Raw genomic sequence first — 24,406 nt, 5'->3', positions numbered from 1 at the left:
ATAAAATAGCCACTTTCTTCCCTATTCCACTAGGCTATTAATCAAGTTTGTGATACAATAGGTAGAAACAATATTTTATAAAGGAGAAAAGACACATGCACATTTTTGATGAGCTAAAAGAGCGTGGTTTGATTTTTCAAACGACTGATGAAGAAGCTTTGCGTAAAGCCCTAGAAGAAGGTCAAGTCTCTTATTATACTGGCTACGATCCAACTGCTGACAGCCTTCACCTAGGTCACCTTGTCGCAATCTTGACAAGTCGTCGTTTGCAACTAGCAGGTCACAAACCTTATGCGCTCGTTGGCGGTGCTACAGGTCTCATCGGAGATCCGTCCTTCAAAGATGCTGAGCGTAGTCTCCAAACAAAAGACACAGTAGAGGGCTGGGTCAAGTCTATCCAAGGACAACTTTCTCGTTTTCTTGACTTTGAAAATGGGGAAAATAAAGCTGTCATGGTCAACAACTACGACTGGTTTGGCAGCATCAGCTTCATTGACTTCCTCCGTGACGTCGGAAAATACTTCACTGTCAACTACATGATGAGTAAGGAGTCTGTGAAGAAACGGATCGAGACAGGGATTTCTTACACTGAGTTTGCTTACCAAATCATGCAAGGTTACGACTTCTTTGTCCTTAACCAAGAGCACAACGTAACCCTACAAATCGGTGGTTCTGACCAGTGGGGAAATATGACAGCTGGTACCGAATTGCTTCGTCGTAAGGCTGACAAGACTGGTCACGTGATCACTGTTCCACTCATCACAGACGCAACTGGTAAGAAATTTGGTAAATCAGAAGGAAACGCAGTTTGGCTTAACCCTGAAAAGACTTCTCCATACGAAATGTACCAATTCTGGATGAATGTCATGGATGCCGACGCTGTTCGTTTCTTAAAAATCTTTACCTTCTTGTCACTGGACGAGATTGAAGACATCCGCAAAGAGTTTGAAGCGGCTCCACACGAACGCTTGGCACAAAAAGTCCTCGCTCGTGAAGTCGTGACTCTTGTTCACGGAGAAGAAGCTTACAAAGAAGCCCTTAACATCACTGAGCAACTCTTTGCCGGAAACATCAAAAACCTTTCTGTCAAAGAACTCAAACAAGGACTTCGTGGAGTGCCAAACTACCAAGTAAAAGCAGACGAAAACCACAATATCGTGGAACTCCTCGTGTCATCTGGTGTGGTGAATTCAAAACGCCAAGCCCGTGAAGACGTCCAAAACGGAGCTATCTACGTCAACGGCGACCGTATCCAAGACCTTGACTATGTCTTGAGTGACGCAGATAAGTTAGAAAACGAACTCACTGTTATCCGCCGCGGGAAGAAGAAATACTTTGTGTTGACTTACTAAATTGTTAAACATTTACCTATAAACAAAGGAGTTACCCTCGAGAAAGGTAACTCCTTTTTGCTGTGAATAGTCCCCACCTATCCCTTAATAGACAGGCTACGCAGGACTATGCGTAAGGTTGTTAGATTATGTAGGATAGAGAGGTTTGAAGGACTGAGCCAATTAAACAAGCCAAAGCCAATCAAACTACTATTTACGACAACGGTATCTTGAATATTCTTCTTGATGAGTGTTTGCAAAGATGATGATAGCCAATCCAACTCTTGGAAGAAATCCAAACGATTATCTAACAATAAGATATCGCTCATCTGCTTAGAAATATCTGCACTCTCATTCATCACCACACCGATATCTGATAGGGTTAGAGCCGCTGAGTCATTCAATCCATCTCCAACCATCAAAATCGTGTGACCTGCTTTCTGCAGTTCCTCTACTAACTCAAATTTCCCATCAGGTTTCAAGTCTGTATAGACCTGATCAAAGGGCAAATCTTTGACTAATTCCTCTGTCCTAACCAAGGTGTCCCCTGTTGCCAGAATCAATTTTTTCCCTTGTGCCTTAAGTTTCTCCAAGGCTGCTTTTGCTTCTTTTCTCAAAGGAGTATGAATGCAGAACATTCCAATCAATTCATTCTGATAAGCCAAGAATAAGAGATTGTAGTGACTCTTGTACTCTTCAATTAAAGCATTTTGTTCTGAACTGATATGAATCTGCTCATCCTGCATCAAGACATAATTCCCAATAAGAACTGGTTGGCCATCTATATGAGATTTGATCCCCTTGCTTGCAATATATTGGAGTTTCCCATGCATTTCCTCATGTTCAATTCCCTCTATCTCAGCTTGCTTGACGATGGCATTAGCAATAGGATGATAAATGTGTTCCTCAAGACAGGCACTGATTCTGAGAATATCTTCCTCACTATAGTCCCCAAAAGGTAACACCTTTTCAACTATAGGATAACTAGTTGTGATTGTTCCCGTCTTATCAAACAAGAAAGTATCAACTTCCAGATATTTCTCCAGAACATCCCCATCCTTAATCACCATTTCACGGTTCAACCCCTCCTTGATAGCTGTCAAATAAGCTACAGGAGTAGAGATTTTCAAAGCGCAGGAGAAATCGACTAATAGGAAAGAAATAGCCTTAGAAAAAGAACCTGTTAATAGGTAAGTTAGCCCAGCCCCCAAGAAATTATATTTGACGACCTTATCCGCCATCTTGATGAAATAGCGTTGTTTCGTTTTCTTGTTTTCTTCAGATTTCTTCATTAACTCAATCAGTTGTAAAATCCGGCTGTTCATCTGATTATCGGTTACACGAATGCGTAACTCTCCAGTTTCTAATACTGTATTTGCACAAACCAAATCAGACTCTCTTTTTTCAACTGGAAAACTCTCTCCCGTCAAGGAACTTTCGTTGACCATACCTAAACCTGAAACTACTTGTCCATCAAACAGAATTTCATTTCCTTGAGATAGGACCAAGACATCTCCTATTTGAACATCGGAACTCTTGATACTAACAACCGTATCGCCCTGTACTAAGAATACGTCGCTCTCTTTTGCAAGAAGGCTTTGTTCTAAATCTGTTGCAGTTTTTTTCAAAGACCACTGATCTAAATGATTCCCCAAATCAAGCATAAACATGATATTGCTAGCTGTCTTGGATTGGTTCATAAACAAGGACAATAAAATCGCCGAACAGTCCAAGACTTCCATCGTTAGTTCCTTACGCGCTAGTGTTTGATAGGCTTCTCTAATATAACCCAAAGCCTGATAACAAGTCCATATATAGCGAATAGGATACGGCACAAAACTACGAAAAAGTACACGCTTAATCGCTGCACCTGAAACAATAGAATAAGCACTCTCTTCTCTACGAATGGGAAGAGTCATCAACTCAGAAACTTTCCCTTTATCAATTCTTTTTAAAAAGGCTTCTGCATTATCTAATACAGAAAAGCCTTCTTTTATGCGTAGAGTAAAGTGCTGTTGATCCATGTAAAACTGGATAGACTCAATCCCCTTTTCATCTCTCGCCAAGGAACGAAGATAGTCTTGAATATCCAAGGTGAGTGAAAAAGAAGATGATAGTCGGATATGTTGGTATCCTCTATGTAGCACTTTAAAAGACATATTATTCTCCTATAAGGCTATCTAATTGCTCTTCTTTTTTCTCTTGCTCGTACAAATATTTGGCATCTTGCAAGACATCGTCTCCATGTTGTTTCACAACAGAAACAGATGCATCTAGCCCGTCTTTCAACTTGTAAGCCTTAGCCAAAGCTTTAGAATAACCTTTTTTAGCTTCCTTACTTGCCAAGATTTTCAAACCAAGGGTACCAAATGCGACACCACCCAAAAAGAGTGATGATTTTTTCGCAACTTTTGCAACGGTTAATACTTCTTTTAACATACTTATTTCCTCCTTATCATTATTATATAGAAATTTAGATATAAAAGCAATTTTATTCTATAAATTGGAGAATTAGTTTTATTTCTACTGAATCTCCCATCTACTTATTTCTAAAGTTGCTTTCATTTGCCTCTTTTGATACACTTAAACTATGAATACAAACCTCAAACCCAAACTTCAGCGTTTTGCTTCTGCGACTGCCTTTTCCTGCCCTATCTGCCAAGAAAATCTGGCCTTGGTAGAGTCTAGCCTCAAGTGTAGCAACCGCCATTCTTTTGATCTGGCAAAATTCGGCTATGTCAACTTGGCTCCGCAAATCAAGCAATCTGCCAACTACGACAAGGAAAACTTCCAAAACCGCCAGCAAATTCTTGAAGCTGGTTTTTATCAGGCTATTTTAGAAGGTATCTCGGACTTACTAACAACTAATCCATCCGCAAAAACAGTCTTGGATATCGGTTGTGGCGAAGGTTTCTACTCTCGTAAACTCCAAGAAAGTCACTCTGACAAAACCTTTTACGCCTTTGATATTTCAAAAGATTCCGTTCAAATCGCTGCCAAGAGCGAACCAAACTGGGCGGTCAACTGGTTTGTCGGCGACCTGGCTCGTCTTCCTATAAAAGACGCCAGCATGGATATCCTGCTTGATATCTTCTCGCCTGCCAACTATGGGGAATTCCGTCGCGTTTTATCCAAAGACGGTATTTTGATCAAGGTCATCCCAACTGAAAATCACCTCAAAGAAATCCGTCAAATGGTGCAGGACCAGCTGACAAAGAAGGATTATTCCAACCAAGATATCAAAGAACATTTCCAGGAACATTTCAGCATCCAATCTAGTCAGATTGCTTCCTTAACAAAACCTATCTCGGCTGAGCAACGCCAAGCCCTGCTTGCCATGACGCCCTTACTCTTTCACGTTGACCATACCAAGATTGACTGGAGCCAACTGACAGAGATTACCATTGAAGCAGAGATTCTAGTTGGGAAAGTACGGTAAACAAATCTTTCAGATAAGACAAAAACCCGCACCTCTTCTTGAGGTGTGGGTTTAAATCGCGATTTTTCAACTGTCTATCCGAAAAGTGGAAAAAATTTTAACCTCTCCATTTATTTTCGATTCGAAATGACAAATTTATCAATGAATAATAAGTGAAATGAGGCAAGTGTAATCCCCAAATAGCACCCATGATAAGAGATTTCTTGATGGGTAAGTGGAAAAAGAGTACGATTCCCCATCGAGAGTGATGACAAAACCACAAATAGTATCCAAAATAAATCAGTCCATTTATATTTTGAAAAATATTTTTTCCACATAAAAACACCTTCTTTCTTCACCACAATGCTATTATAATACAAATTATAAGCGGATACAAGAAATACGAGGCCATCAACTACGAAGAATCATGAGACTGAAATACAGTAAAAAGCAGTATTTCTAAAACTTCAACGTATCTATGATTTATCTCTTTTTAGACCTGATTGGCTAAAATCCACATCATTCAAAAAAGCGAATTTCAATTGAAATTCGCTTTTTTTACAAAGTGATTAGTATAAATTTTGTATCTTAGTTCAAGTGCCAGATATCTTCGTTGTACTGAGCGATTGTACGGTCAGATGAGAAGAATCCTGCTTTGGCAATGTTAACGATGACTTTATCCAACCATGCGTCACGGTCTTCGTAGTCAGCAAGCATTTGCTCTTTGACTTTGATGTAGTCTTCCAAGTCAAGGAGAGTCATGAACCAGTCTTTGTTGATCAATTCGTTGTAAAGACGTTCCAAGCGTTCTTTCTTACCTACTGCAAGAACAGCGTCGCTCACGATGAAGTCAACCAATGGTTTGATGGCTTCACGAGCATAGAATTCGCTTGATTTGTATGCTGCTTTTGCGTAAAGGTCGATAACAGTTTCTGAATCTTCACCGAAGATGTAGATGTTTTCGTCGCCAACCAATTCAGCGATTTCCACGTTAGCTCCGTCCATAGTACCAAGAGTCAAAGCTCCGTTCAACATGAATTTCATGTTACCAGTACCTGAAGCTTCTTTAGAAGCAAGTGAGATTTGTTCTGAGATGTCACATGCTGGGATAAGGAAGCTTGCTGCAGTAACGTTGTAGTTTTCAACCATTACAACTTGCAAGTGTGGAGCTACTGCTGGATCGTTAGCAATCACTTCTGACAAGCAAAGGATCAAGTGAATGATGTCTTGAGCGATTGTGTAGGCAGGAGCTGCTTTACCACCAAAGAAGACTGTAATTGGACGAGCAGGGATGTTACCAGCCTTGATATCAAGGTATTTGTGGATGACATACAAAGCGTTCATTTGTTGGCGTTTGTACTCGTGAAGACGTTTGATTTGGATATCAAAGATAGAGTTTGTATTGATTTCCACACCTTGGTGCTCTTTCAAGTGACGAGCCAATTTACGTTTGTTGTGAGCTTTGATGCTTTCCAATTTTTCTTTGACAGCAGCCTTGTCTTCGTATGACAAGAGTTTTTCAAGTTCATCTGCTTCATGGTGCCAACCATGTCCAAGAATCTCATCCAAGTAGTGAGACAAGCTTGGGTTAGCATGCATGAGCCAACGACGGAATGTGATACCGTTTGTTTTGTTGTTGAATTTTTCTGGGTAGATGTCGTAGAAAGCTTTCAACTCTGAGTTCTTCAAGATTTCAGTGTGAAGAGCTGCAACCCCGTTTACGCTGTATCCGTAGTGGATATCCATGTGAGCCATGTGAACACGTTCGCTCTCATCGATGATTTGAACAGCTGGGTCTTTGTATTCTGCCTTCACACGACGGTCCAATTCTTCGATGATTGGTACCAAGTGAGGAACCACTTCTTCCAAGAATTCAAGAGGCCATTTTTCAAGGGCTTCAGCAAGGATTGTGTGGTTAGTGTAGGCAGTCATGCTACGTACGATTGAGATTGCTTCATCAAGCTCGATACCTCGCGCAGTCAAGAGACGGATCAATTCAGGAATCACCATTGATGGGTGAGTATCGTTGATTTGTACAACAGCGTAGTCTGCAAGGTCATGCAAGTTGCTTCCTTTTTCGATTGCTTCGTCGATGATCAATTGCGCACCGTTTGAAACCATGAAGTATTGTTGGAAGATACGGAGCAATTCACCTTGCTTGTCGCTATCGTCTGGGTAAAGGAAGAGAGTCAAGTTGCGAGCGATATCTGTCTTGTCAAAGTTGATACCATCTTCGATGATAGAAGAATCAACTGAATCCAAGTCAAACAAACGCAAGCGGTTTTTAGTAGCTGTCTTGTAACCAGGTACATCAATATCATAAAGGGTAGATGTCAATGTGAAGTGTGCAAATGGCACTTGGTAGCTACGGCTTGAGCGTACCAACCAGTTTTGCTCTGTCAACCAAGCGTTAGGAATTGTTTCTTGTTGGTTGTTTTTAAGAACTTGTTGGAAAAGACCGAAGTGGTAGTTCAATCCAACACCGTCACCATTCAAACCAAGTGTAGCGATTGAGTCGATAAAGCAGGCTGCCAAACGTCCCAAACCACCGTTACCAAGTGATGGTTCCAATTCTACTTCTTCGATTTCGATCAACTCTTTACCTGCAGCAGCAAGTTCTTTTTTCACATCGTCGTAAAGACCAAGGTTAATCAAGTTGTTTGACAAGAGTTTACCGATCAAGAACTCAGCTGAGATGTAGTAAACTTTTTTCTTACCAGTGTTGACTGGTTTTTGGCTGCTAGCAAGCTTGCTGTAGTTAAGAAGAGCAAGGTAAAGCTCTTCATTGCTACATTCTGCAATGGTTTTATTGTAACGCTTTTGTACAAATTCGTTTAATGGTAACATGTTTATGTGTCTCCTGATATTGTCTTATTTCTTTAATTCTACCAAATTTTCATTGATTCGGCGATAAATTGTAGTCAAGTCAAGCAAAGTTTCTTCAACCGCTGGTGTGAGTTGGTCTGCTGTCATACGCCATGACCAGTTTCCGCCAAGAGTAGACGGGAAGTTCATACGAGCTGACTCATCTAGTTCTAGCAAGTCTTGCATGGTTGCAATAGCCATGAAGCTAACGGATGAAAATACTGTACGAAGCATAGCGTGTGGCACTGTTTCGTATTCTTTACGGTTAGTGTAGCGAGCCATGTACTCACGTGTCGCATCATCGATTTCATTACGGTACCAACCAAGGACCGTATTGTTGTCGTGTGTTCCTGTGTACATAACAGAGTTGGCAGGTGCCAAGTGCGGGCTATCGATACTTTCATCTTCTGGGTTGAAGGCGAATTGAAGAATCTTCATTCCTGGGAAGCCAGTGCGTTCACGCAACTCGATCACTCCATCTGTCATGAAACCAAGGTCTTCTGCGATGATGTTTAGCTCACCAAGCTCTTCCTTAACGGCTGCGAAGAGTTTGTACCCTGGACCTTTCACCCATTTACCAGGTGCTGCTGTATCGGAACCAGCAGGAATTTCCCAGTAAGATTCGAAACCGCGGAAGTGGTCGATACGAACGATATCGTAGATTTTGAAGCTTTCACGCAAACGTTCAATCCACCATTTGTAACCGTCTTTGTCCATTGCTTCCCAGTCATAGATTGGGTTGCCCCAAAGCTGACCAGTTGCAGAAAACTCATCTGGTGGGCATCCTGCAATGCAAGTTGCTTTACCATTGGCATCTGTCTTGAAGAGGTGTGGATTTGCCCACATGTCGCTTGAATCTTCCGCTACGTAGATAGGCATGTCCCCAACGATTTCGATGTGGTTATCGTTAGCGTAAGCTTTCAATTTCAACCATTGTTGGAAGAAGAAGTATTGAGTCACACGGTGGTAAACCAACTTGTCTGCCAATTTCTCACGGTAGCTTTCAAGCGCTGAAGCTTTACGGGCACGAGCATCTGCATCTGGCCATTCTGTCCAAGCAAGATTGTCAAAATGCTCTTTGATCGCCATATACTCAGCAAAGAGTTCAAGCCATGATTGGTTGTCTTTAGCAAACTTCTCAAAATCTTTGACATCTCCCACTTCCAAGAAGCGTTTAACTGCTTTTTCTAAAAGCGGACGACGTGCGTAGTAAATCTTCGCATAATCAACTTCAGATGCATCGCTACCAAAGTCAACACCTTTAAGATCACTGGCTTCGAGCAAGCCTTGCTCTACCAAGATATCAAGGTCGATAAAATGCGTATTTCCAGCAAAGGCCGAGAATGATTGGTATGGAGAATCTCCATAGCTTGTTGTCCCGAGAGGGAGGATTTGCCAGTAACGTTGCTTCGTACGAACCAAGAAATCAACGAAATCATAGGCAGTTTGGCCAAATGATCCAATCCCGTATGCTCCTGGCAGAGAAGAGATGTGCATCAACACACCACTTTGACGTTTTTTCATAATAGCACCTCATGTGTTTGTTATAAAACGTTGCGCAATTAAGGCGCAAACGTTTGCGTTAATTTAAGTATAACGCATTTCAAAAACAAATGCAAGCGTTTTTAAAAAATTTTTTTGAATTATTTTAATCAAACAAAACTTGTTGCCACTGATATTTTATGAAATAAGCGAAAAAATTTTAAAGATTTTCTGATTTAAGATAATTCATTCCCAATATCTGCTCTATTTTCTGAAAAACCGAGCCGAATTTACGCAATCGTTTTCCTAATATATTTTCAATTCAAAAAAAACAAACATTTTAAGTTCTTTCCTATATATGGGCTTTAACAAATGTTTGAAACCTTAAAATTTTTTTAAAAAATTTCCTAAAAACGCTTGCAACCGTTTTCTGTTTGTGCTATACTAAGTTCGTAAAAGAAAACGTTTGCGTTTTCTCATTAAATTATTTTTGTTATTCTTTAGGAGGAATACACTATGTCATCTAAATTCATGAAGAGCGCTGCTGTGCTCGGAACTGCTACTCTTGCTAGCTTACTTTTGGTAGCTTGCGGAAGCAAAACTGCTGATAAAGCAGCTGATACTAGCTCATCTGAAGCAAAAGAAATCACTTTCTACGTTGAAGACCAATACAAAGCCTACGCTGAAAAAGTTGCTGCAGCTTATGAAAAAGAATCAGGTACAAAAGTTAACATCAAATCAGGTGACCAACTTGGTGGACTTGACAAACTTTCACTTGACAACCAATCAGGTCAAGCTGCTGACGTTATGATGGCTCCATACGACCGTGTAGGTAGCCTTGGTACTGACGGACAACTTTCAGAAGTTACTTTGAGCGACGGCGCTAAAACAGATGATAAAACTAAATCTCTTGTAACAGCTGCTGACGGTAAAGTTTACGGTGCTCCTGCCGTTATCGAGTCACTTGTTATGTACTACAACAAAGACTTGCTTAAAGAAGCTCCAAAAACTTTTGCTGAATTAGAAGAACTTGCTAAAGACAGCAAATACGCTTTCGCTGGTGAAGATGGCAAAACTACTGCATTCCTAGCTGACTGGACAAACTTCTACTACGCATACGGACTCCTTGCTGGTAACGGTGGTTACGTATTCGGACAAAACGGTAAAGACGCTAAAGACATCGGTCTTGCAAACGACGGTTCTATCACTGGTGTCAACTACGCTAAATCTTGGTATGAAAAATGGCCTAAAGGTATGCAAGATACTGAAGGTGCTGCAAACTTGATCCAAACTCAATTCCAAGAAGGTAAAACAGCTGCTATCATCGATGGACCTTGGAAAGCTCAAGCATTCAAAGATGCTAAAGTAAACTACGGTGTTGCTACTATTCCAACTCTTCCAAATGGTAAAGAATACACACCATTCGGTGGTGGTAAAGCTTGGATCATCCCATCAAGCACTAAGAACCTTGAAGCTGCACAAAAATTTGTAGACTTCCTTGTTTCAACTGAACAACAAAAAGCATTCTACGATGCAACTAACGAAATCCCAGCTAACACTGAAGCTCGTTCATACGCTGAAGGTAAAAACGATGAGTTGACAACAGCTGTTATCAAACAGTTCAAGAACGCTCAACCAATGCCAAACATTTCTCAAATGTCAGCTGTTTGGGATCCAGCTAAAACAATGCTCTTTGACGCTGTAAGTGGTAAAAAAGATGCTAAGACAGCTGCTAACGATGCTGTAACATTGATCAAAGAAACAATCAAACAAAAATTTGGTGAATAATTGAATTCGTTACAAGGGGGGAGAATACAAATCCCCCTTTGATTTTATAAATTTACGAATGATTGCAGTTGCCTATCTAGTGATTGGAGACAAACTTCAATCTCGTATCCTATGAAAGGAGTATTCATGGAAAACCAACAACCTAGCAAAGCAGCCTTGCTTTCAGTGATTCCTGGGTTAGGACAGATTTACAATAAACAAAAGGCCAAAGGTTTTATCTTCCTTGGTGTAACTATCGTATTTGTTCTTTATTTCCTAGCACTTGCAGCCCCTGAATTGCACAATTTGATCACTCTTGGTGACAAGCCAGGTCGTGATAATTCCCTCTTTATGCTGATTCGTGGTGCCTTCCATTTAATCTTTGTAGTCGTTTATGTGCTCTTTTATTTCTCAAATATTAAAGATGCACATACAATCGCAAAACGTATTAACAATGGAATTCCTGTCCCACGTACTTTTAAAGATATGATCAAAGGTATTTATGAGAATGGTTTCCCTTACCTCTTGATCATCCCATCTTACGTCGCTATGACATTTGCGATTATCTTCCCAGTTATCGTAACCTTGATGATTGCCTTTACCAACTATGACTTCCAACACTTGCCACCAAACAAATTGTTGGACTGGGTTGGTTTGACTAACTTTACAAACATCTGGAGCTTAAGTACCTTCCGTTCAGCCTTCGGTGCGGTTCTTTCTTGGACCATCATCTGGGCCTTGTCTGCTTCTACTTTGCAGATTGTGATTGGTATCTTCACTGCTATCATTGCTAACCAACCATTTATCAAAGGAAAACGTATCTTTGGTGTTATTTTCCTTCTTCCTTGGGCTGTTCCAGCCTTCATCACTATCTTGACATTCTCAAACATGTTTAACGATAGTGTCGGAGCGATCAACACTCAAGTATTGCCTATCTTGGCTAAGGTTCTTCCTTTCCTTGACGGTGCTCTTATCCCTTGGAAAACAGACCCAACTTGGACGAAGATTGCCTTGATTATGATGCAAGGTTGGCTAGGATTCCCATACATCTACGTTTTGACTTTGGGTATCTTGCAGTCAATTCCTAACGACCTCTACGAAGCGGCTTATATCGATGGTGCCAATGCTTGGCAAAAATTCCGCAACATCACTTTCCCTATGATTTTGGCTGTTGCAGCACCAACATTGATCAGCCAATACACCTTCAACTTTAACAACTTCTCTATCATGTACCTCTTCAACGGCGGAGGTCCTGGTAGCGTTGGTGGTGGAGCCGGTTCAACTGATATCTTGATCTCATGGATTTATCGCTTGACAACAGGTACATCTCCTCAATACTCTATGGCGGCAGCTGTTACCTTGATCATCTCTATCATTGTCATCTCTATCTCTATGATCGCATTCAAGAAACTACACGCATTTGATATGGAGGACGTCTAAGATGAATAACTCAATCAAACTCAAACGTAGACTGACTCAAACCCTCACTTACCTCTACTTGATTGGTCTTTCAATCGTGATTATCTATCCACTTTTGATTACTATTATGTCAGCCTTCAAGACTGGTAACGTCGTAGCTTTTAAACTAGATGCTAACGTCGACTTTAGCTTTGCCAACTTCCAAGGGCTCTTCACTGAAACCTTGTACGGCACTTGGTACCTCAACACTTTGATTATCGCCTTGATTACAATGGCTGTTCAAACAAGTATCATCGTACTTGCTGGTTATGCCTACAGCCGTTACAACTTCTTGGCTCGTAAACAAAGTTTGGTCTTCTTCTTGATTATCCAAATGGTGCCAACTATGGCCGCTTTGACAGCCTTCTTCGTTATGGCCCTTATGTTGAATGCCCTTAACCAAAGCTGGTTCCTCATCTTCCTATATGTCGGTGGTGGTATCCCGATGAATGCTTGGTTGATGAAAGGCTACTTCGACACAGTACCGATGTCTCTTGATGAATCAGCAAAACTAGATGGTGCAGGACACTTCCGTCGCTTCTGGCAAATTGTTCTCCCACTCGTTCGCCCAATGGTTGCAGTACAAGCGCTCTGGGCCTTCATGGGACCTTTCGGAGACTATATCCTCTCTAGTTTCTTGCTTCGTGAGAAAGAATACTTTACAGTTGCCGTTGGTCTACAGACCTTTGTCAGCAATGTGAAAAACTTGAAGATTGCCTACTTCTCAGCAGGTGCTATCCTCATCGCCCTTCCAATCTGTATTCTCTTCTTCTTCCTACAAAAGAACTTTGTTTCAGGACTTACAAGTGGTGGCGACAAGGGATAATTTATCCCCGCCACCCTTTTTCATTTTATACTCTTCGAAAATCAAATTCAAACCACGTCAGCTTCGCCTTGCCGTAGATATATGTAACTGACTTCGTCAGTCTTATCTACAACCTCAAAGCAGTGCTTTGAGCAACCTGCGGCTAGCTTCCTAGTTTGCTCTTTGATTTTCATTGAGTATTAGAGCTTGTGACTATAAAACTATTCTTGAAGCAAGCAATTTGTCTCCTAGACTTGAAATAAAGCACATTTCTCTATATAATAATACTCATATAGAAAACACTTTTAGAAAGATGCCTATGCTTCCATATCCATTTTCATATTTTTCAAGTATTTGGGGATTTCGTAAGCCCCTGTCAAAACGTTTTGGACTCAACTGGTTTCAACTCCTCTTTACTAGCATTTTCCTCATCAGCTTGTCTATGGTTCCAATTGCCATTCAAAACAGCTCACAGGAAACGTATCCACTGGATACGTTTATCGATAATGTCTACACACCCCTGACAGATGAAGCGATCATGGATTTGTCGGAGAATGCGCAGATAATAGATGGAAAACTGAGCTATGCTGGAACTAAAAATCAGCAGCCTTCTCTTTTAATTGGCCCAAGCCAAAACAAAGAATTGCCAAAGGACTTGCAACTTCATTTTGATACGGAAGAACTCGTCATCAGTAAGGAAAGTAAGGAACTAACTCGCATTCGCTACCACGCGATTCAAACGGAGAGTTTCCAGAGTAAGGAAGATCTAACCCAAGCCATTTCTAAAGATTGGTACCAACAAAATCGGGTCTATATCAGTCTCTTTCTCGTTCTTGGTGCAAGCTTCCTCTTTGGATTGAATTTCTTCATTGTCTCTCTTGGAGCTAGTCTCCTCCTTTATATCACCAAAAAATCACGCCTCTTTTCATTTAGGACCTTTAAAGAGTGCTACCACTTTATCTTAAACTGTTTAGGATTACCCACTCTGATTACGCTTATTTTGGGACTTTTTGGCCAAAATATGACAACGCTTATCACTGTACAAAACATTCTTTTTGTTCTTTATCTGGTCACTATTTTTTACAAGACACATTTCCGTGATCCAGATTATCATAAATAGGAGATTTTTATGCCCGTGACGATTAAAGATGTGGCTAAAGCAGCAGGTGTCTCACCTTCAACTGTTACCCGCGTCATCCAAAATAAATCAACGATTAGTGATGAAACCAAAAAACGAGTTCGCAAGGCGATGAAGGAGCTCAACTACCATCCCAACCTCAATGCTCGTAGCTTGGTAAGTAGCTATACTCAGGTTATCGGTCTGGTGCTTCCTGATGACTCGGATGCCTTTTACCAAAATCCTTTCTTCCCATCTGTCCTACGAGGGATTGCCCAAGTCGCGTCTGAAAACCACTACGCTATCCAGATTGCAACGGGGAAAGATGCAAAAGAGCGGCTCAAAGCTATTTCTCAGATGGTCTATGGTAAGCGTGTAGATGGTTTGATTTTCCTCTATGCTGAAGAAGAAGATCCTCTGGTCAAGCTAGTAGCCGATGAGCAGTTCCCTTTCCTCATTCTCGGAAAATCTACTTCACCCTTTATCCCTCTTGTTGATAATGACAATGTACAGGCGGGCTTTGATGCGACAGAGTATTTCATCAAAAAAGGATGCAAACGAATTGCCTTCATCGGGGGGACAAAGCGACTCTTCGTAACGCAAGATCGTCTAACTGGCTATGAGTCCGCACTCAAACAACACCAACTTCCGATTGATACCAACTTAATCTACTTTGCAACCGAATTTCTAGAAGAAAAAGGGTATCAGTTCAGTGAACTCCTATTCAATCACGATCCGCAGATTGATGCTATCATCACAACCGACAGTCTCCTAGCCGAAGGAGCCTGTGACTATATCGCTAAGCACAAACTGGATGTTCCTGTCCTCAGCTTCGACTCAGTCAATCCTCGACTTGACCTCGTAGCTTATGTGGATATCAATAGTCTAGAACTTGGGCGCGTTTCCTTTGAAACCATTCTCCAGATCATCAACGATGCTAAAAACAATAAACAGATTTGTTACCGCCAGTTGATTGGACACAAAATTATCGAAAAATAAAGACCAGCCCCAAGGCTGGTCTTTTGAGTATTATTAATTGTCTGTTTCTACGAATCGTCCGAGGATGTGGACATTTTCGGATACAGAGACAAAGGCTGTCGGATCGACCTGTTTCATGATGTGTTTAAAATCATTAAACTCTGCTCGTGTGATAACCGTAATCAAGACTGCTTTTCTCTCATGATTATAGGTCCCTTCTGCATCGTGGATCATGGTTGCTCCGCGGTGCAATTTTTTATGGATTTTTGCGATTACCTTGTCAGGATTATTGGTCACAATCATGGCCTGCATACGTTTTTGCTTGGTAAAGACCGCATCCGTCACACGGCTCGATACAAAGATGGTAATCATGGAGTAGAGGGCGTATTTCCAACCAAAGGTCAATCCTGCTATCAGCATAATCGTCCCATTCACTAAGAAAGAAATACTACCGACATTTCTCCCTGTTTTCTTTCGAATGGTCAGACTGACGATATCTGTACCTCCGCTAGAAATATTGTTACGGAGCGCAAAACCAATCCCCAAGCCCATGACAACACCCCCAAAAAGGGCGTTGATAATGGGATCCTCTGTCAAGGTCACAACTGGTACAAGCTGGATAAAGAGAGAACTCATGGATACTGTGATGAAGGTAAAGATTGTAAACTTATGCCCAATCTGATACCAAGCCAAAATCATCAACGGAAAATTGATAGCATAAAAGGTTAGCGATATCGGAATGTAAAAACCAAACCAGTGATTACTCAAGGCAGAGATAATCTGTGCCAGACCCGTCGCGCCACTGGAGTAAACGTGCCCTGGTTGAAAAAAGAAATTGACTGCTACTGCTGACAGAAAGCCATAAACCAGAGAAGCCGATACTTTCTCATCATATTTTTCCCGAGAGATACTTTGTAAAACTCGTAAGATTTTTATCTGATAAGCAAAGCGGCGCAGATAATAGCGCCACCGCTTAATTCGTTTTGCTTGTTTCATCTTCTTCTACTTGTAAGCTGAGTTCCTCTAGTTGTTTGAGAGCGACTGTTGATGGAGCTTGAGTCATTGGGTCTGTTGCCTTATTGTTCTTAGGAAAGGCAATGACTTCACGAATATTTTCTTCTCCTGCTAAGAGCATCACAAAACGGTCAAGTCCAATAGCCAAACCACCATGTGGTGGGAAACCATAGTCCATGGCTTCAAGAAGGAAGCCAAACTGGTCATTTGCTTCTTCAGATGAGAAACCAAGAGCCTTAAACATGCGTTCTTGAAGGTCTTTTTGGTTGATACGAAGACTACCACCACCAAGCTCATAACCGTTCAAGACGATATCGTAAGCAATGGCACGAACCTTAGCCAAATCACCTTCTAATTCGTGAGCTGTTTCTTCCTGTGGAAGGGTAAATGGGTGGTGGGCGCTCATGTAGCGACCTTCTTCTTCAGACCATTCAAACATTGGCCAATCAACCACCCAAAGGAAGTTGAATTTATCGTTATCAATCAAGCCAAGCTCTTTGGCAATACGTCCACGAAGGGCACCAAGGGTTGCATTTGCTACTTCAAGCGTATCCGCCACAAAGAGAACCAAATCCTTGTCTTCAAGACCAAGCGCTGCAGTCAATTCTGCTTGCATCCCAGTCAAGAACTTGGCAACTGGTCCATTTAATTCTCCCTCAACTACCTTGACCCAAGCAAGACCTTTGGCACCGTACTGTTTGGCTACTTCGGTCATCTTGTCGATGTCTTTACGTGAGTAGTTATCCGCAGCTCCTTTGACCACAATAGCTTTAACGGCAGGTGCTTCTGAAAAGACTTTGAAATCAACACCTCTAACCACTTCTGTCAAGTCCTGAAGCAACATATCAAAACGAGTATCTGGCTTATCAGAACCGTAAAAGGCCATAGCATCATCATACTTCATACGAGGAAATGGAAGAGTTACTTCGATGCCTTTGGTTTCTTTCATCACGCGCGCAATCAATCCTTCTGTAATATCTTGGATTTCTTGCTCCGTAAGGAAGGATGTTTCCAAGTCGACCTGGGTGAACTCAGGCTGACGATCACCACGCAAGTCCTCATCACGGAAACATTTGACGATTTGGTAATAGCGGTCGAAACCAGCATTCATCAACAATTGCTTAGTGATTTGTGGACTTTGAGGAAGAGCGTAGAAATGCCCTTTATTGACACGAGATGGCACCAAATAGTCACGCGCCCCTTCTGGCGTTGACTTCGAAAGGAATGGCGTCTCCACATCGATAAACTCCAACTCATCCAAGTAATTACGGATAGAGTGGGTCACCTTGGCACGAAGCTTAAGGTTTTCTAGCATTTCTGGACGACGAAGGTCAAGGTAACGGTAACGCAAACGTGTATCGTCATTGGCCTCAATCCCATCTTTAATCTCAAAAGGTGTTGTTTTGGCTGTATTAAGCACCGTCAAAGCTGTCACGTTCAACTCAACTGCACCAGTCGGCAATTTATCATTAGCTTGCTCACGCGCAACGACTTGTCCAGTCACCTCGATGACAAACTCACTGCGAAGACTTTCAGCTGTTGCCATGACCTCTGCAGATACTTTTTCAGGGTTGATAACCAACTGCATGATTCCTTCACGGTCACGAAGGTCGATAAAGATTAAACCACCCAAGTCACGACGACGGCCAACCCATCCTTTCAAAGTAATCTCTTGTCCGATATGTTCCTCACGAACACGACCAGCATACATACTACGTTTCATGTTTTCTCTCCTCTTTTATTCTGTTACTATTTTACCATAAAAGCGCAGGCTCTTCATGAAAATCAGCAGAAAAGTTTGATTGTCTTTAGAAATCAAAACGAACAGACAAAAAATCCGATGAAAACGTCATCGGATTCTCTGATTATGATTCTTAACCTTTTTTACGCTTTTCAGCAATCTCAGCTGCCTTTTTAGGTAGAACAATCTCCGTCGCATAAGCTGTCGCAAAACGCAAGACACCTGCAATAGGCGCAAAGACAACCGCTAGATAGTTGTAAAAGAAGTCGCCTTTAAAGGCATAGGCAAGTGCCCCGATGATAAAGAAGAGAACGACCGCCTGTATCACTGCTAATAAAATTACTCGTTTCATGTGACCTCCTGACTCTATTATAGCATGAGTATCATCAAAAAGCCGATTAAATTATTCAAAGCGTGGAGAGAAATGCTGTAAAGAAGACCTTTTCGGCTTACATAAGCCAGTCCCAAACTCAATCCCAGACTAGCATAAACTAAAAACTGTTGCAAAGCCCCTGGAAAATGAATCAAGGCAAAAAGCACACTTGATACGAGGAGAAACAGAGCTGTCTGTTTGCTGTTGTTCTGCTTAGGAAAGAGATAGCGCGCCAGCATCCCTCTAAAAATGAGTTCTTCCGTCAGAGGAGCAAAGACTACCACCATAAAGAAACCAAATACAGGCTGAGCAACTGTCAATTGTGATACGATTTGTTGATTGACTGACGGATCTTCTGGCAAAAAGAACTGAGCTGTAATCGCCACTAGCAAAACCAGAGTAGGCAACCAGATATAACGATTAAAAGCTGTCGTCTGGATGCTAACCTTTTCTGTCTGATACCATCTGTAAACTCCATAAACATAGGCCCCTGACAGAGCGATATAGAGTGGCAAGACTCCAAAGATCGAAGCCCCTAGGTCAAGCGCTGATAAAGCCATACTCTGAATCAGACCATAGCCAAAGTAAAAGGATAGGACAGCTAGAAGAAACCAGCCAAGATTTTTAAGTAATTTCATAAAAGACTCCTATTTGAAATAACGTTTTACCATAGGTAATTGCATCACATTGATATAAATATGGATCGCTCCTACAAGCAAGAAGGCTAGTAACTGAATCTCTCCTGTCAGTAAGGAAAAGAGAACGATTAGAAAATAGAGAGTTGGCAAGACATACTGGTTTAATTGGAATAAAATTCGAAAACTCTGTTCTAAATTAGCCTTGCGCTCCCCTTCATCGTAAGAGTTTATATAGCCCAAGACATCTTTTGGTGTAGAGAAGAATTCCAAATCAAACTGACGAACGATCGCAATGGTCTTATAGAGATATTTTTGAGCACTGAAAATCATCACTAATGCCAAAAAAGAAAGAGATAAGGTTATAGAGCTGATATTTAGTACAATTACTTCACTACCTGAGATGAAAAGAGCCAAAAAAATCGCTACGCCTGCACTATTAAAAGCAATAGTTCCAAACTCGAGATTACGATACATTTGTACATAATAGGTTTCATTCAGATCATCATCCATTTCCTCTTGATACAAGGAGTGAAATTTTCTGCTTTTCTTTAAGAAATCGAAAGTCAAAAACATACTAATGAAACCTAACAGTAAACAAATAGATGATATCCATGGAATCACGATTTTGACATCTAAAATGGTTCCATAGTTTTCGGTATAGGCCTTAAACATCCCTGCAAACATGCCCAAGAAGCCTCCCAAGATCAAAGCCATTAAAAATAACAATCCACGTTTCTTTTTCATATTCATCCTCTTTCTAAACTAATCCAACCAACCACTGACCAAAGTCCTTACCTGACTCAAAGATAGCGGTCAAGCCTTCTGTTCCAAGTGACACCAAAATCAAACAAACAGCAAGTAAGAGAATAGCTTGGTTTCTAGCTTTTTTTGCTCCATCCCCCAAGGGTTCATTGCCAAGCCAACCTGCTAGATAGGCATAGAGAGTTACTGTTATAATACCAATCTCCGTAGAAGAGAGAAACAAGAAGACTGTCACCAAACGAACGATATTGGCTTGAATGTTAAAATAATTTCCTAAACCTGCACAAACACCCGCAAGTTCTTTGTGCTCAGTATCGACTTGAAAACCCGCTAAAAACTCTTTCATATTCATTCTCCTTTTTCACTTGCTAGATTTTTGAATTTCTTTTCAATCCAGTCAACTACTGGGATGAGAGCAAAGTAGGCCCAAACAAATTGGTCGCTTTGATATGGATTAAACCAGCCTAGGTCCATCCCAATCAGTAGAAATACGCTGACTAATAGAGCTATGGCAACTACATAATACATTACTTTATACTTATTCATTCCTCATCCTCCTCTATACGAAAGACTGACTCGACTGGCTCATGGAATATCTGAGCAATCTTCAGGGCAATAACGATGGATGGGGTGTACTCATCCCGTTCTAACAAACTGATGGTCTGTCTGGAAACTCCTGCTAGCTTGGCAAGTTCGGTCTGATTGAGACCATCGCGAGCCCGAAGCTCTTTTAAACGATTTTTAAGCATTCCTTTCTCCTTTACTCTTAACTTACTTATATTGTAACACATCTTTTTCTTTTTGACAAGTATATTTGTCAAAAAGTTTATGATTTTTGTCATTTTGCAAAAGAAAACGGTCAGGAGTAAGGTCCTGACCGGTTTTTCTACTATTAAAAGCCTAATTTTTCAAAGATTTCTGAGAAATTTTGATTGATAGCATCAAGTGACACTTGAACTTCTTCTCGTGTTTGGTTGTTCTTAACCGTCACTTGTCCGCTTTCGACTTCGCTCTCCCCTAGCGTGATGAGAGTCTTAGCCGCAAAGACATCGGCTGACTTGAACTGAGCTTTAAGCTTCCGGTTGAGGTAGTCACGCTCTGCTTTGAATCCTTGTTGGCGAAGGGCTTGTACCAATTCCAAGGCCTTAACATTTGCTCCTTCACCCAAGACTGCGATATAAACATCTAGAGCGTTTTCGATAGGGAGGGCCACACCTTGCTTTTCAAGAATGAGAAGCAGGCGCTCTACACCAAGGCCAAATCCAAATCCAGCAGTTTCAGGACCACCAAAGTAAGCAACCAAACCATCGTAGCGACCACCCGCACAGACCGTCAAGTCATTGCCCTCAATCTCAGTAATGAACTCGAAAATCGTGTGGTTGTAATAGTCCAGACCGCGCACCATATTGGTATCGATGATATAGTCTACACCCAGATTTTCCAACATCTGACGGACGGCATCAAAATGAGCTTGGCTTTCCTCATCAAGGAAATCCAAGATAGACGGCGCATTCTCTACTGCTACCTTGTCTTCTTTTTCCTTAGAGTCCAAGACACGGAGAGGATTTTCCTCCAAACGACGTTGGCTATCCTTCGACAAGGTCTCCTTGAGCGGTGTTAAATAGTCGATCAAGGCTTGACGATAAGCCGCACGGCTCTCAGGATTTCCCAGAGTGTTAAGGTGCAATTTCACACCTTGGATGCCGATTTCTTTCAAGAAATAAGCTGCCATCGCGATAGTTTCCACATCGGTAGCTGGATTGCTAGAGCCAAAACACTCGACACCAATCTGGTGGAACTGGCGTAAACGACCTGCTTGTGGACGCTCATAACGGAACATAGGGCCCATATAGTAGAACTTGCTTGGCTTTTGCACTTCTGGTGCGAAGAGTTTATTTTCCACATAGGAACGGACAACGGGCGCAGTTCCTTCTGGACGAAGGGTGATATGACGATCACCCTTGTCATAGAAATCATACATTTCCTTGGTTACGATATCTGTTGTGTCTCCGACAGAGCGACTGATGACCTCGTAATGCTCAAAAATAGGCGTGCGCACTTCTGCATAGTTATAGCGCTTGAAAATTTCACGGGCAAAGCCCTCAACGTACTGCCACTTGGCAGACTCAGCAGGTAAAATATCCTGCGTTCCTTTTGGTTTTTGTAATTTCATAGGGAATCCTCTTTAAACTTAATAGTCTTATTTTACCACAAATAGAGGGATTAAAACAGTGAGAGCAGAAAATCTCAAGAGAGTCTTTTCAGAAAATTCATCAAAAACTTGCCAAATTGTCAGAATTATGAGAAAATAGAGGATATTTATCAGGTGGAGGGACTGTTATGAGAGACGATATCAAAATCAATGACCGCGCTTTGGCCTTACAAGACCAAATTATCGAAAAACTAGAGAAGGTTTTTGATACAGATGTGGAATTGGATGTTTACAATCTAGGACTGATTTATGAAATCAATCTGGATGAAACGGGTCTCTGTAAGATTGTCATGACCTTCACCGATACTGCCTGTGATTGCGCTGAAAGCCTGCCTATCGAAATCGTGGCAGGTCTGAAACAAATAGAGGGTATCGAAGATGTCAAGGTTGAAGTTACCTGGTCGCCTGCCTGGAAGATTACACGAATCAGTCGCTACGGCCGTATTGCCCTTGGACTGCCACCTCGTTAATACTCTTCAAAAATCTCTTCAAACCACGTCAGCTTTATCTCCAACCTCAAAGCTGTGCTTTGAGCAACCTGCGCCTAGCTTTCTAGTTTGCTCTTTGATTTTTATTGAGTATAAGCAGGCAAATCATTTTTGAAGAAGATGAAAAAAAGCAAGCCAAAATGGCTTGCTTTTTGAGTTTACTTTTTACCTGACTTGTCCATATTCCAGAAGTCTGTCACGGCTCCGCGTGAAGCAGATGATACGATATGGGCATATTTACCGAGAACACCACGGCTGTAAAGAGGTGGCAATGTTGTTTCTGCCTTGCGTTTTTCAAGTTCTTCTTCTGATACGGCCATGGAAATTTCTTTGGTATCTTGGTCAACCGTAACGATATCACCTGTACGGAGGTAAGCAATCGGTCCACCATCCTGAGCTTCAGGAGCGATATGTCCGACAACCAGACCATAAGTACCACCAGAGAAGCGTCCATCCGTCAAGAGGGCAACCTTGTCTCCTTGACCTTTACCAACGATCATGGATGAAAGGGATAGCATCTCAGGCATACCAGGACCACCCTTAGGCCCAACGAAACGGACAACAACTACATCGCCATCAACGATTTCATCTGTCAGAACAGCCTGGATAGCATCTTCTTCTGAGTCAAAGACCTTAGCTGGTCCAACGTGGCGACGCACTTTCACACCTGATACTTTAGCAACCGCACCATCAGGGGCAAGGTTCCCATTCAAGATGATAAGCGGACCGTCTGCACGTTTTGGATTTTCAAGTGGCATAATGACTTTTTGGCCTGGTGTAAGGTCTGCAAAGTCAGCCAAGTTTTCAGCGACTGTCTTACCAGTACATGTGATGCGGTCGCCATGAAGGAAACCATTTGCCAAGAGGTATTTCATAACCGCAGGGACACCACCGACTTCGTAGAGGTCTTGAAAGACATACTGACCAGATGGTTTCAAGTCAGCCAAGTGAGGCACGCGCTCTTGGATCGTATTGAAGTCCTCAAGTGACAAGTCAACATTAGCCGCATGGGCAATGGCAAGCAAGTGAAGAGTGGCATTTGTAGAACCACCGAGAGCCATAGTTACAGTGATGGCATCTTCAAAAGCTTCACGAGTCAAGATATCTGATGGTTTGAGACCAAGCTCCAGCATCTTGACAACAGCACGTCCTGCTGCTTCGATATCTTCTTTCTTGTCAGCTGATTCAGCTGGATGAGATGAAGATCCTGGCAAACTCATACCGAGAACTTCGATAGCAGTTGCCATGGTATTAGCTGTATACATACCACCACAGCCACCAGGGCCAGGGCAGGCATTACATTCGAGACGTTTCACGTCCTCAGCTGTCATGTCACCATGGTTCCATTTTCCGATACCCTCAAAGACAGAAACCAAGTCAATGTCTTTGCCATCAAGATTTCCCGGTGCAATAGTACCACCATAGGCGAAAATAGCTGGAATATCCATATTGGCAATGGCAATCATAGAACCAGGCATGTTCTTGTCACAGCCACCGATAGCGACAAAGGCATCCACGTTGTGACCACCCATCGCAGCCTCAATAGAGTCCGCGATGATGTCACGAGATGTTAGAGAGAAACGCATACCAGGCGTTCCCATGGCGATCCCGTCTGCTACGGTAATGGTTCCAAACTGAACAGGCCAAGCGCCCGCAGATTTGACACCTTCTTTAGCCAATTTCCCAAAATCATGCAAGTGAATGTTACATGGTGTATTTTCCGCCCAAGTTGAAATCACTCCCACAATCGGTGTTTCAAAGTCCTTATCTGTCATTCCAGTGGCACGAAGCATGGCACGGTTTGGTGATTTCACCATACTGTCATAAACGCTACTGCGGTGACGTGTATCTAATTCTGTCATTTGTTCCCTCCCATTTCAGTTTTTACCATTATAGCACAATTTCCGCATGAAGAACAGAATAAAATTCTTGAATTTTCAGAAAATTTCGATTACTA

The 24,406-nt window shown here is 41.8% G+C and carries 23 protein-coding genes; 8 read left to right on the top strand and 15 right to left on the bottom strand.

The window, feature by feature from the left end; all coding sequences use genetic code 11:
- Positions 1-95: 95 nt before the first annotated feature.
- Positions 96-1,352, top strand: a complete 1,257-nt coding sequence (gene tyrS, locus GMD3S_RS0204510; protein WP_000546903.1) for a tyrosine--tRNA ligase — start codon at positions 96-98, stop codon at positions 1,350-1,352.
- A gap of 77 nt (positions 1,353-1,429) precedes the next feature.
- Here tyrS and GMD3S_RS0204505 read toward each other — a convergent pair whose 3' ends face one another.
- Positions 1,430-3,490, bottom strand: a complete 2,061-nt coding sequence (locus GMD3S_RS0204505) for a heavy metal translocating P-type ATPase (RefSeq protein ID WP_000008775.1) — start codon at positions 3,488-3,490, stop codon at positions 1,430-1,432.
- 1 nt (position 3,491) lies between these two features.
- Positions 3,492-3,770 carry a DUF6110 family protein gene (locus tag GMD3S_RS0204500; protein ID WP_000910910.1) on the bottom strand — a complete coding sequence of 93 codons (279 nt, stop codon included), beginning with the start codon at positions 3,768-3,770 and terminating at the stop codon, positions 3,492-3,494.
- Positions 3,771-3,921: 151 nt separating this feature from the next.
- Between GMD3S_RS0204500 and GMD3S_RS0204495 the strand changes: the two genes are divergently transcribed.
- Positions 3,922-4,770, top strand: coding sequence for a putative RNA methyltransferase (locus tag GMD3S_RS0204495; protein WP_001095535.1), 849 nt, complete (start codon positions 3,922-3,924; stop codon positions 4,768-4,770).
- 110 nt (positions 4,771-4,880) lie between these two features.
- Here GMD3S_RS0204495 and GMD3S_RS11020 read toward each other — a convergent pair whose 3' ends face one another.
- The 3 genes from GMD3S_RS11020 to malQ form a co-directional block, all read right to left on the bottom strand.
- Entirely contained in the window at positions 4,881-5,087 is a 207-nt protein-coding gene (locus tag GMD3S_RS11020) for a hypothetical protein (RefSeq protein WP_009013759.1), read from the bottom strand.
- Positions 5,088-5,337: 250 nt separating this feature from the next.
- Entirely contained in the window at positions 5,338-7,596 is a 2,259-nt protein-coding gene (gene glgP / locus GMD3S_RS0204490) for a glycogen/starch/alpha-glucan family phosphorylase (RefSeq protein WP_000937158.1), read from the bottom strand.
- A 24-nt stretch (positions 7,597-7,620) separates the two neighbouring features.
- The gene (gene malQ, locus GMD3S_RS0204485) at positions 7,621-9,138 is read right to left on the bottom strand and encodes a 4-alpha-glucanotransferase (protein ID WP_000747317.1); all 1,518 of its coding nucleotides are present in this window, start codon (positions 9,136-9,138) and stop codon (positions 7,621-7,623) included.
- A gap of 474 nt (positions 9,139-9,612) precedes the next feature.
- Here malQ and GMD3S_RS0204480 point away from each other — a divergent pair, with 474 nt between their 5' ends.
- The 5 genes from GMD3S_RS0204480 (at position 9,613) to GMD3S_RS0204455 (ending at position 15,242) form a co-directional block, all read left to right on the top strand.
- Entirely contained in the window at positions 9,613-10,884 is a 1,272-nt protein-coding gene (locus tag GMD3S_RS0204480) for an extracellular solute-binding protein (RefSeq protein WP_000095461.1), read from the top strand.
- A gap of 126 nt (positions 10,885-11,010) precedes the next feature.
- Positions 11,011-12,303 (top strand): carbohydrate ABC transporter permease, encoded by a 1,293-nt coding sequence (locus GMD3S_RS0204475; RefSeq protein WP_000431414.1) that lies wholly within the window; start codon positions 11,011-11,013, stop codon positions 12,301-12,303.
- Position 12,304: 1 nt separating this feature from the next.
- On the top strand, positions 12,305-13,147 hold the full coding sequence (locus GMD3S_RS0204470) for a sugar ABC transporter permease (protein WP_001065656.1): 843 nt from the start codon (positions 12,305-12,307) through the stop codon (positions 13,145-13,147).
- A 298-nt stretch (positions 13,148-13,445) separates the two neighbouring features.
- Complete coding sequence (locus GMD3S_RS0204460) at positions 13,446-14,246, top strand: DUF1189 domain-containing protein (protein ID WP_000938240.1); 801 nt, start codon at positions 13,446-13,448, stop codon at positions 14,244-14,246.
- Positions 14,247-14,255: 9 nt separating this feature from the next.
- Positions 14,256-15,242 (top strand): LacI family DNA-binding transcriptional regulator, encoded by a 987-nt coding sequence (locus GMD3S_RS0204455; protein ID WP_001145416.1) that lies wholly within the window; start codon positions 14,256-14,258, stop codon positions 15,240-15,242.
- A gap of 33 nt (positions 15,243-15,275) precedes the next feature.
- On the opposite strand, the gene GMD3S_RS0204450 is transcribed toward GMD3S_RS0204455, so the two are convergent.
- From GMD3S_RS0204450 to hisS, 9 genes are all read right to left on the bottom strand, one after another.
- Positions 15,276-16,217 carry a YitT family protein gene (locus GMD3S_RS0204450; RefSeq protein WP_000806300.1) on the bottom strand — a complete coding sequence of 314 codons (942 nt, stop codon included), beginning with the start codon at positions 16,215-16,217 and terminating at the stop codon, positions 15,276-15,278.
- The gene (gene aspS, locus GMD3S_RS0204445; RefSeq protein WP_000830905.1) at positions 16,195-17,958 is read right to left on the bottom strand and encodes an aspartate--tRNA ligase; all 1,764 of its coding nucleotides are present in this window, start codon (positions 17,956-17,958) and stop codon (positions 16,195-16,197) included. Before aspS ends, GMD3S_RS0204450 begins: the two co-directional genes overlap by 23 nt.
- A 151-nt stretch (positions 17,959-18,109) precedes the next feature.
- Positions 18,110-18,328, bottom strand: coding sequence for a hypothetical protein (locus tag GMD3S_RS0204440; RefSeq protein ID WP_000832178.1), 219 nt, complete (start codon positions 18,326-18,328; stop codon positions 18,110-18,112).
- 17 nt (positions 18,329-18,345) lie between these two features.
- Complete coding sequence (locus GMD3S_RS0204435) at positions 18,346-18,987, bottom strand: CPBP family intramembrane glutamic endopeptidase (RefSeq protein ID WP_000771227.1); 642 nt, start codon at positions 18,985-18,987, stop codon at positions 18,346-18,348.
- 9 nt (positions 18,988-18,996) lie between these two features.
- Positions 18,997-19,731 (bottom strand): DUF3169 family protein, encoded by a 735-nt coding sequence (locus GMD3S_RS0204430; protein ID WP_000730198.1) that lies wholly within the window; start codon positions 19,729-19,731, stop codon positions 18,997-18,999.
- 13 nt (positions 19,732-19,744) lie between these two features.
- On the bottom strand, positions 19,745-20,095 hold the full coding sequence (locus tag GMD3S_RS0204425; RefSeq protein ID WP_000657658.1) for a PspC domain-containing protein: 351 nt from the start codon (positions 20,093-20,095) through the stop codon (positions 19,745-19,747).
- A gap of 2 nt (positions 20,096-20,097) precedes the next feature.
- Positions 20,098-20,295 carry a hypothetical protein gene (locus GMD3S_RS0204420; protein WP_001046146.1) on the bottom strand — a complete coding sequence of 66 codons (198 nt, stop codon included), beginning with the start codon at positions 20,293-20,295 and terminating at the stop codon, positions 20,098-20,100.
- Positions 20,292-20,498: a helix-turn-helix transcriptional regulator gene (locus GMD3S_RS0204415; protein ID WP_000916943.1), complete on the bottom strand. Its 207-nt coding sequence runs from the start codon at positions 20,496-20,498 to the stop codon at positions 20,292-20,294. Before GMD3S_RS0204415 ends, GMD3S_RS0204420 begins: the two co-directional genes overlap by 4 nt.
- 143 nt (positions 20,499-20,641) lie before the next feature.
- Complete coding sequence (hisS, locus tag GMD3S_RS0204410; protein ID WP_000775880.1) at positions 20,642-21,922, bottom strand: histidine--tRNA ligase; 1,281 nt, start codon at positions 21,920-21,922, stop codon at positions 20,642-20,644.
- 167 nt (positions 21,923-22,089) lie between these two features.
- On the opposite strand from hisS, the gene GMD3S_RS0204405 reads away from it, so the two are divergent.
- Positions 22,090-22,431, top strand: coding sequence for a metal-sulfur cluster assembly factor (locus tag GMD3S_RS0204405; protein WP_001204052.1), 342 nt, complete (start codon positions 22,090-22,092; stop codon positions 22,429-22,431).
- Between the two features lie 176 nt (positions 22,432-22,607).
- Here the strand turns inward: GMD3S_RS0204405 and ilvD are convergent, their stop codons facing one another.
- On the bottom strand, positions 22,608-24,311 hold the full coding sequence (gene ilvD / locus GMD3S_RS0204400) for a dihydroxy-acid dehydratase (protein WP_000137380.1): 1,704 nt from the start codon (positions 24,309-24,311) through the stop codon (positions 22,608-22,610).
- Positions 24,312-24,406: the final 95 nt, after the last annotated feature.

The organism is Streptococcus sp. GMD3S (assembly GCF_000298695.2).
In the GTDB taxonomy this organism is placed as follows: domain Bacteria; phylum Bacillota; class Bacilli; order Lactobacillales; family Streptococcaceae; genus Streptococcus.
This window is presented reverse-complemented; position numbering and strand designations above follow the sequence as displayed.

Bases quoted from the DNA above. Each gene is read 5' to 3' on its own strand.
- tyrS (WP_000546903.1), top strand. From the start codon at position 96: ATGCACATTTTTGATGAGCTAAAAGAGCGTGGTTTGATTTTTCAAACG.
- GMD3S_RS0204505 (WP_000008775.1), bottom strand. From the start codon at position 3,490: ATGTCTTTTAAAGTGCTACATAGAGGATACCAACATATCCGACTATCA.
- GMD3S_RS0204500 (WP_000910910.1), bottom strand. From the start codon at position 3,770: ATGTTAAAAGAAGTATTAACCGTTGCAAAAGTTGCGAAAAAATCATCA.
- GMD3S_RS0204495 (WP_001095535.1), top strand. From the start codon at position 3,922: ATGAATACAAACCTCAAACCCAAACTTCAGCGTTTTGCTTCTGCGACT.
- GMD3S_RS11020 (WP_009013759.1), bottom strand. From the start codon at position 5,087: ATGTGGAAAAAATATTTTTCAAAATATAAATGGACTGATTTATTTTGG.
- glgP (WP_000937158.1), bottom strand. From the start codon at position 7,596: ATGTTACCATTAAACGAATTTGTACAAAAGCGTTACAATAAAACCATT.
- malQ (WP_000747317.1), bottom strand. From the start codon at position 9,138: ATGAAAAAACGTCAAAGTGGTGTGTTGATGCACATCTCTTCTCTGCCA.
- GMD3S_RS0204480 (WP_000095461.1), top strand. From the start codon at position 9,613: ATGTCATCTAAATTCATGAAGAGCGCTGCTGTGCTCGGAACTGCTACT.
- GMD3S_RS0204475 (WP_000431414.1), top strand. From the start codon at position 11,011: ATGGAAAACCAACAACCTAGCAAAGCAGCCTTGCTTTCAGTGATTCCT.
- GMD3S_RS0204470 (WP_001065656.1), top strand. From the start codon at position 12,305: ATGAATAACTCAATCAAACTCAAACGTAGACTGACTCAAACCCTCACT.
- GMD3S_RS0204460 (WP_000938240.1), top strand. From the start codon at position 13,446: ATGCTTCCATATCCATTTTCATATTTTTCAAGTATTTGGGGATTTCGT.
- GMD3S_RS0204455 (WP_001145416.1), top strand. From the start codon at position 14,256: ATGCCCGTGACGATTAAAGATGTGGCTAAAGCAGCAGGTGTCTCACCT.
- GMD3S_RS0204450 (WP_000806300.1), bottom strand. From the start codon at position 16,217: ATGAAACAAGCAAAACGAATTAAGCGGTGGCGCTATTATCTGCGCCGC.
- aspS (WP_000830905.1), bottom strand. From the start codon at position 17,958: ATGAAACGTAGTATGTATGCTGGTCGTGTTCGTGAGGAACATATCGGA.
- GMD3S_RS0204440 (WP_000832178.1), bottom strand. From the start codon at position 18,328: ATGAAACGAGTAATTTTATTAGCAGTGATACAGGCGGTCGTTCTCTTC.
- GMD3S_RS0204435 (WP_000771227.1), bottom strand. From the start codon at position 18,987: ATGAAATTACTTAAAAATCTTGGCTGGTTTCTTCTAGCTGTCCTATCC.
- GMD3S_RS0204430 (WP_000730198.1), bottom strand. From the start codon at position 19,731: ATGAAAAAGAAACGTGGATTGTTATTTTTAATGGCTTTGATCTTGGGA.
- GMD3S_RS0204425 (WP_000657658.1), bottom strand. From the start codon at position 20,095: ATGAAAGAGTTTTTAGCGGGTTTTCAAGTCGATACTGAGCACAAAGAA.
- GMD3S_RS0204420 (WP_001046146.1), bottom strand. From the start codon at position 20,295: ATGAATAAGTATAAAGTAATGTATTATGTAGTTGCCATAGCTCTATTA.
- GMD3S_RS0204415 (WP_000916943.1), bottom strand. From the start codon at position 20,498: ATGCTTAAAAATCGTTTAAAAGAGCTTCGGGCTCGCGATGGTCTCAAT.
- hisS (WP_000775880.1), bottom strand. From the start codon at position 21,922: ATGAAATTACAAAAACCAAAAGGAACGCAGGATATTTTACCTGCTGAG.
- GMD3S_RS0204405 (WP_001204052.1), top strand. From the start codon at position 22,090: ATGAGAGACGATATCAAAATCAATGACCGCGCTTTGGCCTTACAAGAC.
- ilvD (WP_000137380.1), bottom strand. From the start codon at position 24,311: ATGACAGAATTAGATACACGTCACCGCAGTAGCGTTTATGACAGTATG.